This window comes from Amycolatopsis aidingensis (genome assembly GCF_018885265.1).
In the GTDB taxonomy this organism is placed as follows: Bacteria; Actinomycetota; Actinomycetes; order Mycobacteriales; family Pseudonocardiaceae; genus Amycolatopsis; species Amycolatopsis aidingensis.
On the sequence record NZ_CP076538.1, the window covers coordinates 2,450,843 to 2,463,023 of the forward strand.

At 68.0% G+C, this 12,181-nt stretch carries 12 protein-coding genes and 1 pseudogene; 5 read left to right on the forward strand and 8 right to left on the reverse strand.

Annotation, left to right across the window (positions count from 1 at the left end; genetic code table 11):
• The first annotated feature begins 29 nt into the window (after positions 1-29).
• Entirely contained in the window at positions 30-521 is a 492-nt protein-coding gene (locus KOI47_RS11670; RefSeq protein WP_216215997.1) for an SRPBCC family protein, read from the forward strand.
• On the opposite strand, the gene KOI47_RS11675 is transcribed toward KOI47_RS11670, so the two are convergent.
• From KOI47_RS11675 to eat, 5 genes are all read right to left on the reverse strand, one after another.
• Positions 518-1,342, reverse strand: coding sequence for an ABC transporter permease (locus KOI47_RS11675; RefSeq protein WP_332461458.1), 825 nt, complete (start codon positions 1,340-1,342; stop codon positions 518-520). The two genes, KOI47_RS11670 and KOI47_RS11675, sit on opposite strands and share 4 nt — an antisense overlap.
• Positions 1,339-2,301 carry an ATP-binding cassette domain-containing protein gene (locus KOI47_RS11680; protein WP_216215998.1) on the reverse strand — a complete coding sequence of 321 codons (963 nt, stop codon included), beginning with the start codon at positions 2,299-2,301 and terminating at the stop codon, positions 1,339-1,341. Before KOI47_RS11680 ends, KOI47_RS11675 begins: the two co-directional genes overlap by 4 nt.
• Positions 2,302-2,427: 126 nt before the next feature.
• Positions 2,428-3,084 carry a DUF4360 domain-containing protein gene (locus KOI47_RS11685; protein ID WP_216215999.1) on the reverse strand — a complete coding sequence of 219 codons (657 nt, stop codon included), beginning with the start codon at positions 3,082-3,084 and terminating at the stop codon, positions 2,428-2,430.
• Between the two features lie 153 nt (positions 3,085-3,237).
• On the reverse strand, positions 3,238-3,762 hold the full coding sequence (locus tag KOI47_RS11690) for a DUF4360 domain-containing protein (protein WP_408629905.1): 525 nt from the start codon (positions 3,760-3,762) through the stop codon (positions 3,238-3,240).
• A 411-nt stretch (positions 3,763-4,173) separates the two neighbouring features.
• On the reverse strand, positions 4,174-5,628 hold the full coding sequence (gene eat, locus KOI47_RS11695) for an ethanolamine permease (RefSeq protein ID WP_216216000.1): 1,455 nt from the start codon (positions 5,626-5,628) through the stop codon (positions 4,174-4,176).
• Between the two features lie 143 nt (positions 5,629-5,771).
• Between eat and KOI47_RS11700 the strand changes: the two genes are divergently transcribed.
• The 3 genes from KOI47_RS11700 to KOI47_RS11710 are packed head-to-tail and all read left to right on the forward strand — an operon-like array spanning position 5,772 to position 9,221.
• A complete protein-coding gene (locus KOI47_RS11700; protein WP_216216001.1) occupies positions 5,772-7,136 on the forward strand; it encodes a glutamine synthetase family protein in 1,365 nt (454 codons plus the stop codon).
• On the forward strand, positions 7,117-7,857 hold the full coding sequence (locus KOI47_RS11705) for a gamma-glutamyl-gamma-aminobutyrate hydrolase family protein (RefSeq protein WP_216216002.1): 741 nt from the start codon (positions 7,117-7,119) through the stop codon (positions 7,855-7,857). Before KOI47_RS11700 ends, KOI47_RS11705 begins: the two co-directional genes overlap by 20 nt.
• On the forward strand, positions 7,857-9,221 hold the full coding sequence (locus KOI47_RS11710) for an aldehyde dehydrogenase family protein (RefSeq protein ID WP_216216003.1): 1,365 nt from the start codon (positions 7,857-7,859) through the stop codon (positions 9,219-9,221). Before KOI47_RS11705 ends, KOI47_RS11710 begins: the two co-directional genes overlap by 1 nt.
• Before the next feature lie 58 nt (positions 9,222-9,279).
• Here the strand turns inward: KOI47_RS11710 and KOI47_RS11715 are convergent, their stop codons facing one another.
• The gene (locus KOI47_RS11715) at positions 9,280-9,978 is read right to left on the reverse strand and encodes a dioxygenase family protein (RefSeq protein WP_232376692.1); all 699 of its coding nucleotides are present in this window, start codon (positions 9,976-9,978) and stop codon (positions 9,280-9,282) included.
• 131 nt (positions 9,979-10,109) lie between these two features.
• Here KOI47_RS11715 and KOI47_RS11720 point away from each other — a divergent pair, with 131 nt between their 5' ends.
• Positions 10,110-10,892, forward strand: coding sequence for a 3-oxoacyl-ACP reductase (locus KOI47_RS11720; RefSeq protein WP_216216004.1), 783 nt, complete (start codon positions 10,110-10,112; stop codon positions 10,890-10,892).
• Positions 10,893-11,029: 137 nt separating this feature from the next.
• On the opposite strand, the pseudogene KOI47_RS36370 reads toward KOI47_RS11720, so the two are convergent.
• Both KOI47_RS36370 and KOI47_RS11730 read right to left on the reverse strand, forming a co-directional pair.
• Positions 11,030-11,278 (reverse strand): annotated as a pseudogene (locus KOI47_RS36370) (HNH endonuclease signature motif containing protein); the annotation flags it as partial.
• Entirely contained in the window at positions 11,170-12,147 is a 978-nt protein-coding gene (locus KOI47_RS11730) for a DUF222 domain-containing protein (RefSeq protein ID WP_216216005.1), read from the reverse strand. The pseudogene KOI47_RS36370 and the gene KOI47_RS11730, both read right to left, overlap by 109 nt.
• Positions 12,148-12,181: the final 34 nt, after the last annotated feature.

The following is a 12,181-nucleotide window of genomic DNA, read 5'->3' on the forward strand; positions in this document are numbered from 1 at the left end:
GGGGAAGCTCTCTAGAATCGAGGTGGGTCATGGGTGTGGTGAACCAGCACGCCAGGCGGCTGCCGGGCAGTACGGCCGATGCCGGGGCGCTGATCGACGGCCTGGCGGGGCAGGGCGATCGGTTGTGGCCATCCGATCAGTGGCCCGCGATGCGCCTGGACCGGCCGCTCGGCGCCGGTGCCGCGGGCGGCCACGGCCCGATCCGCTACCAGGTCGAGTCGTACACACCCGGCCTCGCCATCCGGTTCCGGTTCGGCGCTCCGCGGGGTTTCGACGGGTTCCACGAGTTCACCCTGCACCGGAGCGGCGCAGGCGAGACCGAGCTGCGGCATCTGCTGGTGCTGCGGTTGCGTGGCCGGGCATGGCTCAGCTACCCGCTGCTCTGGCGCCCGCTGCACGACGCGCTCATCGAAGACGCCCTCGACCGGGCGGAGCGGGAGTTCACCGGTCGGCTGCGGTCACCCGCCCGGTGGAGCCGGTACGTGCGCCTGCTCCGCGGGGCGCTGTCTGCCCGCAGCTAACGGTCCCGGCGGTGATAGGCGCGGACGGCGAGTGGGAAGAAGATCAGCACCAGCACCACCGGCCACACCACCGCCATGGGCACGGCGTTGTGCACGATCCAGGAGTCCCCGCCGATCCCGGGATTGCCGAACAGCTCCCGCGCCGCGGTGACCGTCGCCGACAGCGGGTTCCACTCCGCGATCGTGCCCAGCCAGGCTGGCATCGTGTCCGGCGCGACGAACGCGCTGGAGAGGAACCCGAACGGGAACTCCAGCGTCTGCACGGTGGTGATCGCCTCGGCCCGCAGCGCGAGGCCGAGGTACACGCCCACCCAGATCAGCGCGAACCGCAACAGCAGGATCAGCCCGATCGCGCCCCAGAACCGGCCTGCCGATGCCTCCGCGGTCCAGCCGATCGCCAGCCCGGTGAGCAGCATGACGCCCAGGTTCAGCGCGGAGAACACCAGGTCCGCCACGGCGCGGCCGATCAGCACGGCGGCCGCCGAGGCCGGCATGGCGTGGAAGCGGTCGGTGATCCCGCGGTCGGCGTCGGTGGTCACCGCGATCGTGGTCTGGCCGATCCCGAACAGCATGGTCATGGCGAACATCCCGGGCATCAGGAAGTCCCGGTAGTCGCCGCCGCCGGGCACCACCATCGCCCCGCCGATCAGGTAGGCGAACAACAGCACGATCAGCACGTTGAACAGCAGAGTGGCCAGCGGAGTTCCCGGGCGGCGGGCCCAGTGCGCGAAGGCACGCATCGTGATCGTCCAGCTGTCCGCGACCAGCCAGCGCAGGCGTGCACCCCGTGTGCTGGGAATCCCGGCGGCAAGCTGGGTCACGCGGCCACCTCCGGTGCCGGTTTGCCGGTGAGCCGGAGGAAGACGTCGTCCAGGGTCGGCCTGCGCAGGGCGATGTCGTCCAGCTCGATGCCCTGCCCGTCCAGCAGCCGGACCACTTCGGCCAGCGCGGTCGCCGGCCTGCTGACCGGCACGCTCAGCCGACGCTCGTCCTCCTCCAGCCGGACCTCGGAACCGGTGAAGCGGCGTACCACCTCGGCCACCGCGGTCAGGTCCGTCGTCCGGTGCGGAATGATCTCGATCCGGTCGCCGCCGATCCGGGTATTCAGCTCGCCGGGAGTGCCCTCCGCGATCACCTTGCCGCGGTCCAGCACCGAGATCCGTGCGGCCAGCTGGTCGGCCTCGTCCAGGTACTGCGTGGTCAGCAACACGGTGGTGCCGTGGTCGGTGAGGTCCCGCACCGCCTGCCACACCTCGTTGCGGCCGCGGGGATCCAGGCCGGTGGTCGGCTCGTCGAGGAAGAGCACCGCAGGCGCGAGGATCATGCTCGCGGCCAGGTCCAGCCTGCGCCGCATCCCGCCGGAGTAGGTGCGCACCGGCCTCCCGGCCGCGCCGGTGAGGCCGAACCGCTCCAGCAGTTCCGCCGCACGCTGCCGGGCCCTCCGGGCGCCGAGATGGTAGAGCCTGCCGAACAGCACCAGGTTCTGTCTGCCGCTGAGCACCTCGTCCACCGCCGGATGCTGGCCGACAAGGCCGATCCGGTGCTGGACCTGCGCGCGCTGCCTGACCACGTCGAACCCGGCGACCAGTGCCCTGCCACCGTCCGGTTCGGACAGCGTGGCCAGGATCCGCACCGAGCTGGTCTTGCCAGCCCCGTTCGGGCCGAGCAGCCCGTGCACGGTGCCGCGCCGCACGGTCAGGTCGACCCCGTCCAGCGCCGCGGTCGCCCGGTAACGCTTGCGCAGGCCCTCGGCCACCACCGGCGAATCGGTTTCGCTCACTCCGACCCCTCCATCGCATCGCTTCGATACATTGTACCGTACAGCATACGTTACGAAGCCGGAAATGGGGCCCGGTGGATCGATCCACCGGGCCCGCTCGCTGGGTTCAGCCGGGTCGGCCGTCGCTCAGTCCTCCGGGCACTCCTTCCAGGCGAAGTGGTAGGTGGTGCTGATGTCGGCGTCGGTGGAGTCCATGGTCATGAAGCTGGTGGTGTTCTTGGTGTCCGAGGTACCCCCGTTGACCCGCAACTCGGTGTTGATGTTGAAGTTGCGTTCCTCGCCGCACGGGGCGTAGACGAGCTGGGCGATGTCCACCTCGTCGGTGTTCTGCCAGTTGTCGCTATGCGGGCCCTTGAGGGTGTGGCTGATCGGCATGGTCGGCGACATGCCCTGGAAGTAGTAGCTCGCCTTCTCCATCCCGGTGGCGCCCTTCTCCAGGTGCGCGAAGCCGCGGTAGTCGGCCTGCGCGATGGCGTAGGTGAACCCGTGCGGGACATGGACGACGAGGTTGAGCTGGCAGTTCTTGCGGAAGTCGGTGGGCCGGGCGCCGACGCCGACCTGGGCGAGGTACTCGCTGTAGGTCACGGTGAACGCCTTGTTGTCCGAGGAGACCGCGATGGCCGCCGAACCCGGCGGACAACCGGAGCCGTTGACGGTGACGATGTCGATGACGATCTCGTCGGTCGGTGGGTTCGGAAAGTGTGGTCCCTGGGTGGTGAAGTCCGCCGGTGCGGTCACCGCCGACAGCGCCAGGGCGGCGGCCGCCGCCAATGTGGTTATCATGGAGTTTCCTCCGAGGTCGGTGCTATTTCACGAAGCCGCGTGGATCTTCGTTGGGAAATAAGCGCAGGGTGAAAAGAATTGGGTAGTCGTGCGGCGGCCGATCTTTGCGGGAAAGAACGACCGCCGCCTGCGGTATTCAGGGCCCGGCGAACGTCAGGCGTTGCACTTCTTCCAGGCGAAGTGGTACTTGGTGTTCACGCTGCCGTCGGTGGAGTCCATGGTCATGAAGCTGGTGTTCTTGTCGGCGTTGGAGGAGCCCTCGTAGACGCGCAGTTCGGTATTGATGTTCACGCTTCGCTCCTCGCCGCAGGGGGCGAAGACCAGTTCATGGACTTCCTTGCGATCGGTGGTCTGCCAGTTGTCGCTGTACGGGCCGCTGAAGTTGTGCCCGATGCGGCTCGTCGGGGAGGTTCCCTGGATGTAGTAGCCGGCCTGCTGGAAGCCGCGCGCGCCCTTCGCCAGGTGCGCGAAGCCGCGGTAGTCGGCCTGCGCGATGGCGTAGGTGAACCCGTGCGGGACATGGACGACGAGGTTGAGCTGGCAGTTCTTGCGGAACTCGATGGGTGCGGCGCCGGGGCCGACCTGTGCGAGGTAGTCGCTGTAGGTCACGGTGAAGGCCGTGTTGTCCGAGGACACGGCTACGGCGGCGGTTCCGGGAGCGCAGCCCGAACCGTTCACCGTTTCGACGTCGATGACGATTCGATCATTCGGGGGTCGGAGGAGGCAGGGGCGGTTGCTGGGGCGGTAGCCATGGAAAGGGCAAGCCCGGCAGCAGCGATCAAAGTAAGCATGGAGTTACCTTCCAATACATCACAACATCACCGCGCGGATGGTCAACAATAGCTCGATTAATCTTTTACATAGACCGCTGCATGGAGTAACGTGGCCATTCATCGACGTGATGATTGATCCTTTTTATGGTCGCGCCGCCGGTCGTGGCTAATGAGTGCGGTAGTACATCGTGGCTGCTTTTTGCTGACTTCTTGGTCAGCGTGCTCGCAGGCACGGCCCGGCGAACGATGTGTTCGCCGGGCCGTGGTATTGCGCTGGTTGACGGTGCGTGTTCCTACCTGTGCGGTGGGGCCGGGTTCACCGTCCGTCGGACAGTTCCCGTTCGGCCCGTTCGATCGCCGCGAACTCCTCCTCCGGGGCGTTCGCGACCAGCCGATGCCTGCTGTAGAACCAGAAGTAGGCGATGAAGGCCACGAAGATCCCGGCGGTGATCGCCGCGGCCACCATGTCCACGAGGAAGGTGGCGACGACGGCCGCCACCGCCAGCACCAGCGCGACACCGGTGGTGGCGACGCCGCCGGGGGTGCGGTACGGCCGCGGCAGTCGTGGTTCCCTTGCCCGCAGCACGATATGTGAGAGGTTCAGCAGGACGTAGGAGACCGTCGCGCCGAACACCGCGACGTTGATCAGCAGTGCCCCGTCCTGGGTGGCGGTGGCGAGCGCGAAGCCGACCGTTCCCGGCACGATCAGGGCCAGATACGGCGTCTTGCGCTTGCCGGTCCTGGACAGCCACTTCGGCAGGTATCCCGCCCTGGACAGGGCGAACAGCTGGCGCGAGTAGGCGTAGATGATCGAGAAGAAGCTGGCGATGAGCCCGGCGAGCCCGATGTAGTTGACGAACTGGGCCAGCAGGTTGTCCCCGCCGTATGCCGCGCGCACCGCCGCAGGCAGCGGGTTGTCCGAGGTCGCGATCGCACTCGACCCGGCGCCTCCCGGTGCGGTCACCAGGATCAGCGCGGCGAACACCAGCAGCGCCCCCATCGCCGCCAGGATGCCCTTCGGCATGTCCCGCTTCGGGTTGCGTGCCTCCTCGGCGGCCAGCGGCACCCCCTCCACGGCGAGGAAGAACCAGATGCCGTAAACCAGTGCCGCCAGCACACCGGTGATGCCGAAGGGCAGGAAGCTGCTGGCGCCGAAGGCGTCGGTGGGCTCGATGTCGAACAGGTTGTCCGGCGAGAACTTCGGGATCATGCCGGCCACGAAGGCGACCAGCGCGACCACGGCGATCGCGGTGATCACGAACATGACCCGCAGTGCCTCGCCGACCCCGCGCAGGTGAATCCCGATGAAGATCAGGTAACAGACGAGGTAGACCGGCCAGCTGTTGGTCAGCCCGAAGAGCCCGAGCGTCTCCACGTAGCCGCCGATGAACACCGAGATCGCCGCCGGGGCTATCGCGTACTCGATCAGGATCGCCGTGCCGGTGGCGAACCCGCCGAGCGGGCCCAGCGCCCGCCGGGCGAAGCCGTAGCCCGCGCCTGCCACCGGCAGGGCCGAGCACATCTCGGCCAACCCGAACACCATGCAGCCGTACATCGCGGCCATCAGCACGGTCGCGATCAGCAGGCCACCCCAGCCCCCGGCCTCCAGGCCGAAGTTCCAGCCCGCGAAGTCCCCGGAGATCACATAGGATACGCCGAGGCCGGCCAGCAGCAGCCAGCCAGCGGCGCCCCGGTTGAGTTGCCGTTGCCGCAGGTAGTTCTCATCGACCTGGCGATACTCCACACTGGCGTGCGGTTTGGATTCGGACATGGAAGCTCCTAGGCGAGGCCAATGGCTCTATCGATAGTCCTTTGAGGTTGTCAGAGGGTTGTCCAGCGCCAGCTTCTTGTCAAGAACTAGGGGCAACGGCTAGGTTCAATGGGCCAGTAAGAGACCTTTGAAGGGTGTCGGTGATGGGAAACAGGAAGGGCATGCTCACCCTGGACGGCCTGCGCGAGCTGGTCGAGTCCGGTGCCGTGGACACCGTGCTGGTGGCCATGACCGACATGCAGGGCAGGCTGCAGGGCAAACGCTGCGCCGCCGAGTACTTCCTCAACGAGGTCGTCACGCACGCCACCGAGGCCTGCAACTATCTGCTGGCGGTCGACGTGGAGATGAACCCCGTCGACGGTTTCGAGATGTCCTCCTGGGAGCGCGGCTACGGGGACTTCGTGCTGCGCCCCGATCTCGGCACCCTGCGGCTGGTCCCCTGGCAGGAGGGCACCGCGATGGTGCTGTGCGATGTCGAGTGGGTGCACGGCGGGCCGGTTCCGGTCTCACCCCGGCAGGTGCTGCGCCGCCAGCTGGACCGGCTGGCCGACCGTGGGCTCGCCGCCTTTGTGGGTACCGAGCTGGAGTTCATCGTCTTCGACGATTCCTACGAGCAGGCGTGGAACCAGGGCTATCGCGGTCTGCGCGCGGCCAATCAGTACAATGTGGACTACTCGATGCTCGGCACGGCGCGGGTGGAGCCGCTGCTGCGACGGATCCGCAACGCGATGAGCGGGGCGGGTATGTACGTCGAGTCGGTGAAGGGGGAGTGCAACCCCGGCCAGCACGAGATCGCCTTCCGTTACGCGAGTGCGCTGGACACCTGCGACAACCACGGTATCTACAAGAACGGCGCCAAGGAGATCGCCGCGCAGGATGGCAAGAGCCTCACCTTCATGGCGAAGTACGATGCGCGGGAAGGCAACTCCTGCCATATCCACGTCAGCCTGCGTTCCGCGGCGGGGGAACCGGTGCTCGCCGGGGACCGGCCGGGCGGCTTCTCCCCGCTGATGGAGCACTTCCTGGCCGGGCAGCTGGCCTGCCTGCGCGAGTTCACCTACTTCTTCGCGCCGAACATCAACTCCTACAAGCGTTACCGGCCGGGCAGCTTCGCGCCGACCACGATCGCCTGGGGCACCGACAACCGCACCTGCGCGCTGCGGGTGATCGGGCACGGCGAATCACTGCGGGTGGAGAACCGGGTGCCCGGCGGGGACGTCAACCCCTACCTCGCCGTGGCGGCGCTGATCGCGGCCGGGTTGCACGGGATCGAGAACGAGCTGCCACTGGAGCCGGAGTTCACCGGCAACGCCTACGCCTCGGACAAGCCGACGGTACCGTCCACCCTGCGCGAGGCCGCCACCTCGCTTGCCGAGAGCAAGCTGGCCAGGACAGCCTTCGGGGACGAGGTGGTCGAGCACTACCTGAACGCCGCGCGGATCGAACTTGCCGCCTTCGACTCCGCGGTGACCGACTGGGAGCGGATTCGTGGTTTCGAACGGCTCTGAGCCGGACCCCGGCCCGGTCATCGGACTGACCACCTACACCGAGAACGCGCGTTTCGGCGTCTGGGAGACGGAAGCCGCGGTGCTCCACAGGTCCTATCTGGACTGCGTGCTGCGCGCCGGCGGGATACCGATGCTGCTCCCGCCGGTTGGCGCCGGGTACGCGCAGCGGCTGGCCGTGCTGGACGGCCTCGTGCTGGTCGGTGGTGCGGATATCGATCCGGCCAGGTACGGCCATTCGCCGCATTCCACCACGGTGACCAGGCCGGAGCGGGACGAGTTCGAGTTCGCCCTGCTGGAGCACGCCCTGGCGGCGGGAACCCCGGTGCTCGGCGTGTGCCGTGGCATGGAGGTGCTGAACGTGGCCCTCGGCGGCACGCTGACCCAGCACCTGCCGGAGACCACCGGCACTAGCGCGCACCAGCCCGCGGTGGCCACCTTCGGTTCCAGCAGCATCAGCCTCGCGCCGGGCAGCCGGGCCGCCGGGATCCTCGGCGAGCGGACGAACTGCCGGTGCTATCACCACCAGGCGGTGGACCGGCTCGGCGCCGGGCTGCGCGCGGTGGGCTGGGCGGCGGACGGCACCGTGGAAGCGGTGGAGCTGCCGGGCGAATCCTTCGTACTCGGCGTGCAGTGGCATCCCGAACAAGACCAGGACGATCTGCGCCTGTTCGCGGCCCTCGTCGCGGCCGCGCGGGCGTTTCGCAGTGGAGGCAGGAGCTGATGCAGACCTTCGACGTGCTCAACCCGGCGACCGAGCAGGTCCTCCGGTCGGTGGAGCTGACCTCGGCCGAGGAGACCGACGCCGCCATCGCACGCGCGCAGGCGGCGTTGCCCGCGTGGCAGCGGGTCGCGCCGGGTGACCGGGCGCGCCTGCTACGCCGGTTCGCGGACGCGGTGGAGGCAGATGTCGACACCCTGGCCGAGCTGGAAGTGATCAACTCGGGCCACCCGATCGGCAACGCCCGCTGGGAGGCAGGCAACGTGGCGGACGTGCTGCGGTACTACTCCGCGGCACCGGAACGGCTCACCGGCCAGCAGATCCCGGTACCCGGCGGAGTGAACATCACCTTCGCCGAGCCGCTCGGCGTGGTCGGGGTGATCGTGCCGTGGAACTTCCCGATGCCGATCGCGGGCTGGGGGTTCGCCCCGGCGCTGGCCACCGGCAACACGGTGGTGCTGAAGCCTGCCGAGCTCACCCCGCTCACGGCATTGCGGCTGGCCGAGCTGGCGCGCGAGGCCGGCATCCCCGAGGACGTGTTCCAGGTGCTGCCCGGTAAGGGTTCGGTGGTCGGGCAACGGTTCGTGGACCACCCTGCCGTGCGCAAGGTGGTGTTCACCGGGTCCACCGAGGTGGGCAAGCAGATCATGGCGGGCTGCGCGGCCCAGGTGAAACGGGTGACCCTCGAGCTCGGCGGGAAGAACGCCAACCTGGTCTTCGCCGACGCCGACCTGGAGCGGGCCGCGGCCACCGCACCCTACGGCGTGTTCGACAACGCGGGCCAGGACTGCTGCGCGCGTTCCCGGATCCTGGTGCAGGACTCGGTTTACGACCGGTTCATGGAGCTGCTGGAACCCGCGGTCAAGGGCGTGGTGGTCGGTGACCCGGCGGCGGGCTCCACCGAGATGGGCCCGCTGATCTCCGCCGCGCACCGGGAGAAGGTCGCGGGCTACCTGCCGGAAGGGGCGCCGGTCGCGTTCCGCGGCAGCGCCCCGGACGGGCCGGGCTTCTGGTTCCCGCCCACCGTGGTGACCCCGGCCTCGCCGACCGACCCGCTGGTCACCGAGGAGATCTTCGGCCCGGTGGTGGCGGTGACCCGGTTCACCGACGAGGCCGAGGCGCTGGCCATCGCCAACGACACGCCGTACGGCCTCTCCGGGTCCATCTGGACCTCGGACCTTTCCCGCGCGCTGCGGGTGTCCCGCGGGGTGGAGGCGGGCAATCTTTCGGTCAACTCGCATGCCTCGGTGCGCTATTGGACCCCCTTCGGCGGGTTCAAGCAGTCCGGCCTCGGCAGGGAACTCGGTCCGGACGCGGTGGCGGCCTTCACCGAGACCAAGAACGTCTTCCTGAACGTCGATGAGTGACCGGGAGATCCGGCGGCGGGCGCTCCTGCCCAGGACGCCCGCCGCCGGTGCAGGGGTATCAGTAGGGCACGTTGAGCACGAAGTCGAACGCCGCCACCCGGGTACCGCCCGGTCCGTTGCTGACGTCCATCACCAGCCGCGGGTCGAAGATCGGGTCACGCCAGTTGCCTGGCTCACCGGGGAAGTACAACTGCGAGGTGAGTACCCGCTGGTACGGGGCCTGGACCTTGACGTGGATATGCCGGGTACGGCCGGTGTAAAGCCCTGGCCAGATGGTGGTGAGCTGGAACTCGCCATTGGCGTTGGTGAATTGGTGCCCGCGCAACCGGTAACCCCAGTTGTCGTAGATACCGCGGGTGTCGCACTGCCAGAAATCCAGCAGGGCCTGGCCGATCGGGCGGCAGGACCTGGCTGCGAAGACCTGCCCGCTGATGGTCAGTACCGTGCCATTCATTCCCGGTTCCAGCAGCGAGGCCCGCTCCGGCGAGTTGCGCTTGAAATACGGTCCCTCGGTTTGCGGTGGCGTGGGGTCGTCACCGTCGTCGCAGGCAGGGGTGGGTTCGAGGGACTTCGGGCGCTGCTGCTCGGCGGGCGCGGCGCTCGCTGCGTCGTTCGGAGTGCCGGCCGCCGCCCCGGTGGTCGCGGCCAGTACGGGCAGGGAGGCGGTGGCGGCGGCCATTTGCAGGAATTGTTTACGACCGAATGGTTTCGTGCCGTCCTGTTCCTCCGGTTGTGGCGGAAGATCCTGGTCAGTCACGGGAGTGCTCCTTTCGCCGGTTATCGGCTCGATCAGACAACTAAACGCCGTGGAAAGATCACAACCGCCGCCGGTCGTGGTCCGACTGCCGAGTAAATAGGAAACATTTAATTTCACCTGAAAGGACAAAGATGACGCTTTCCGATTATTCCCAGCGGTTCGCTGGCAAGGTCGCCGTGATCACCGGCGGCGGCAGTGGCATCGGCCTCGCCACGGCCCGCAGGCTCGCCGGCGAGGGCGCCAGGGTGGTCATCGCCGATCTGGACGCCGAGGCGGGCAAGGCCGCGGCGGAGGAGGTGGGCGGCGAGTTCGTTCCCACCGACGTCACCGAGGAGACGCAGGTCGAGTCGCTGTTCCAGACCACCGTCGAGAAGTTCGGCTCGGTGGACGTCGCGTTCAACAACGCCGGGATATCCCCGCCCGAGGACGACTCGATCCTGACCACCGGTGTCGAGGCGTGGAACAAGGTGCAGCAGGTGAACCTGACCTCGGTGTACCTGTGCTGCAAGTACGCGATCCCGCATATGCAGCGGCAGGGCAAGGGTTCGATCGTGAATACCGCGTCATTTGTCGCGGTAATGGGCGCGGCGACCTCGCAGATTTCCTACACTGCCTCCAAGGGCGGGGTGCTCTCGATGAGCCGCGAACTCGGCGTGCAGTTCGCCCGCGAGGGCATCCGGGTGAATGCCCTGTGCCCCGGACCGGTGAACACACCCTTGCTCAAGGAGCTGTTTGCGAAGGATCCGGAGCGGGCCGAGCGCAGGCTCGTGCACGTGCCGATGGGCCGGTTCGCGGAGGCGGAGGAGATCGCCGCCGCGGTCGCTTTCCTCGCCAGCGACGACGCTTCCTTCATTACCGCATCGCAGTTCCTGGTGGATGGCGGTATCTCCGGCGCGTACGTCACCCCGTTGTAAGGGCTCACGTGTCTTCCTTTCCTTGGTGGTGGAGGAGGTTGCGTCTGGGTCTTCGTTCCGGGATCGAGGAAGGCCGGGGGTAGGAATTCGGGTAGTCCGTTGCGTATGCGGACGTGCCCGTCGGTGTGGTGGATGAGGTTGTGGTGGTACCAGCACAGCAGGGTGAGGTTGTGCAGGGCGGTGGGTCCTCCGAGGGCCCAGGGGGTGACGTGGTGGGCGTGGCATTGTTTGGGTTTTCTGCGGCAGCCGGGGAAGGTGCACCCGTGGTCCCGCAGGATCAAGGCTCTGCGGATGGCCAGGGGTACGGTGCGGGTGCGTTGTCCGATGTCGAGGATTTCGCCTTTGCTGCCCAGGACGGCGGGCACGATGTAGGAGTCGCAGGCCATCCGCCGGATTGGGCGGCGGAGTAGGACTCCTGTCCGTGCAGGAGCCCGTATCCGGTGCCGTGTTTGAGGTCGTCGAGGGTGATGGTCACCATGACGGTGAAGGGTTCGCCCGCCTCGGTGGGCCCCTCCTCCGGACACCCCGCTACCACGCGCAGCACGTCGGCGAACGCGTCCCCTTGCCGCTGGAACTTACTCCGGCGATCCGGCTCCTCTTTGGTGCTGGCGGGTTTGGCGCGGGGTTCGATCAGCCCGGTCAGTACCGCGGCGGTTTCGGCGTCGAGGTCGAAGGTGTCGCGGAGTCGTCCGCCGCGGGTTTGTCGCCAGTCCAGGGAGCGTTCCGGTCGGGCGAGTTCGTCTTCGGTGGGTGGGGTGCCGTCTTGGTCCAGGCGGGCCAGGATTTCCCGGCCCAGGGTGGTGATGGTGTGGGGTTCGTACTCCCGCGCGGCCTTGGTCAGCAGCGCTTCGGCGTGTTCCCGGTCGGGCAGGCTGACGGGTTGCGGGAACCGGGCCACGGTGGCGCGGATGGTCTCGATGTGTTCCGGCCCGATCGCTCCTTCGGCCGCGGCGGCGCCGACCTCGGGCAGGTCGGGTTCCAGGGGTATCCCATCGGGGCCGTAGCGCCGCACCACCGCCCGGGCGTGGGCCACCCGTTGGCGGGCGTCAGACGGGTTGACCCGCAGGATCTCCCGGGTCAACGTCGGGAGGTCGCGGTAGCCCTGCTGGCTGGCTGTGTCGCGGCCGTCGAGTTCGGCCAGGACCGCCAGCTCCCGGGCGTACAGAGCTCGCCGCTGCTGTTCGAGTTCGCCCAGCGCGGTCAGGAGTTCCTCCTCGCTCATGCGGGAGGTGTCGGTGCCGAAAGTCCTGGTCACAACCCCAGACTACCGCGGTATCGACCACATGTTC

Coding starts and splice junctions, on each gene's coding strand:
- KOI47_RS11670 (WP_216215997.1), top strand. CDS start 30: ATGGGTGTGGTGAACCAGCACGCCAGGCGGCTGCCGGGCAGTACGGCC.
- KOI47_RS11685 (WP_216215999.1), bottom strand. CDS start 3,084: ATGATAACCACATTGGCGGCGGCCGCCGCCCTGGCGCTGTCGGCGGTG.
- eat (WP_216216000.1), bottom strand. CDS start 5,628: ATGTCCGAATCCAAACCGCACGCCAGTGTGGAGTATCGCCAGGTCGAT.
- KOI47_RS11700 (WP_216216001.1), top strand. CDS start 5,772: ATGGGAAACAGGAAGGGCATGCTCACCCTGGACGGCCTGCGCGAGCTG.
- KOI47_RS11710 (WP_216216003.1), top strand. CDS start 7,857: ATGCAGACCTTCGACGTGCTCAACCCGGCGACCGAGCAGGTCCTCCGG.
- KOI47_RS11720 (WP_216216004.1), top strand. CDS start 10,110: ATGACGCTTTCCGATTATTCCCAGCGGTTCGCTGGCAAGGTCGCCGTG.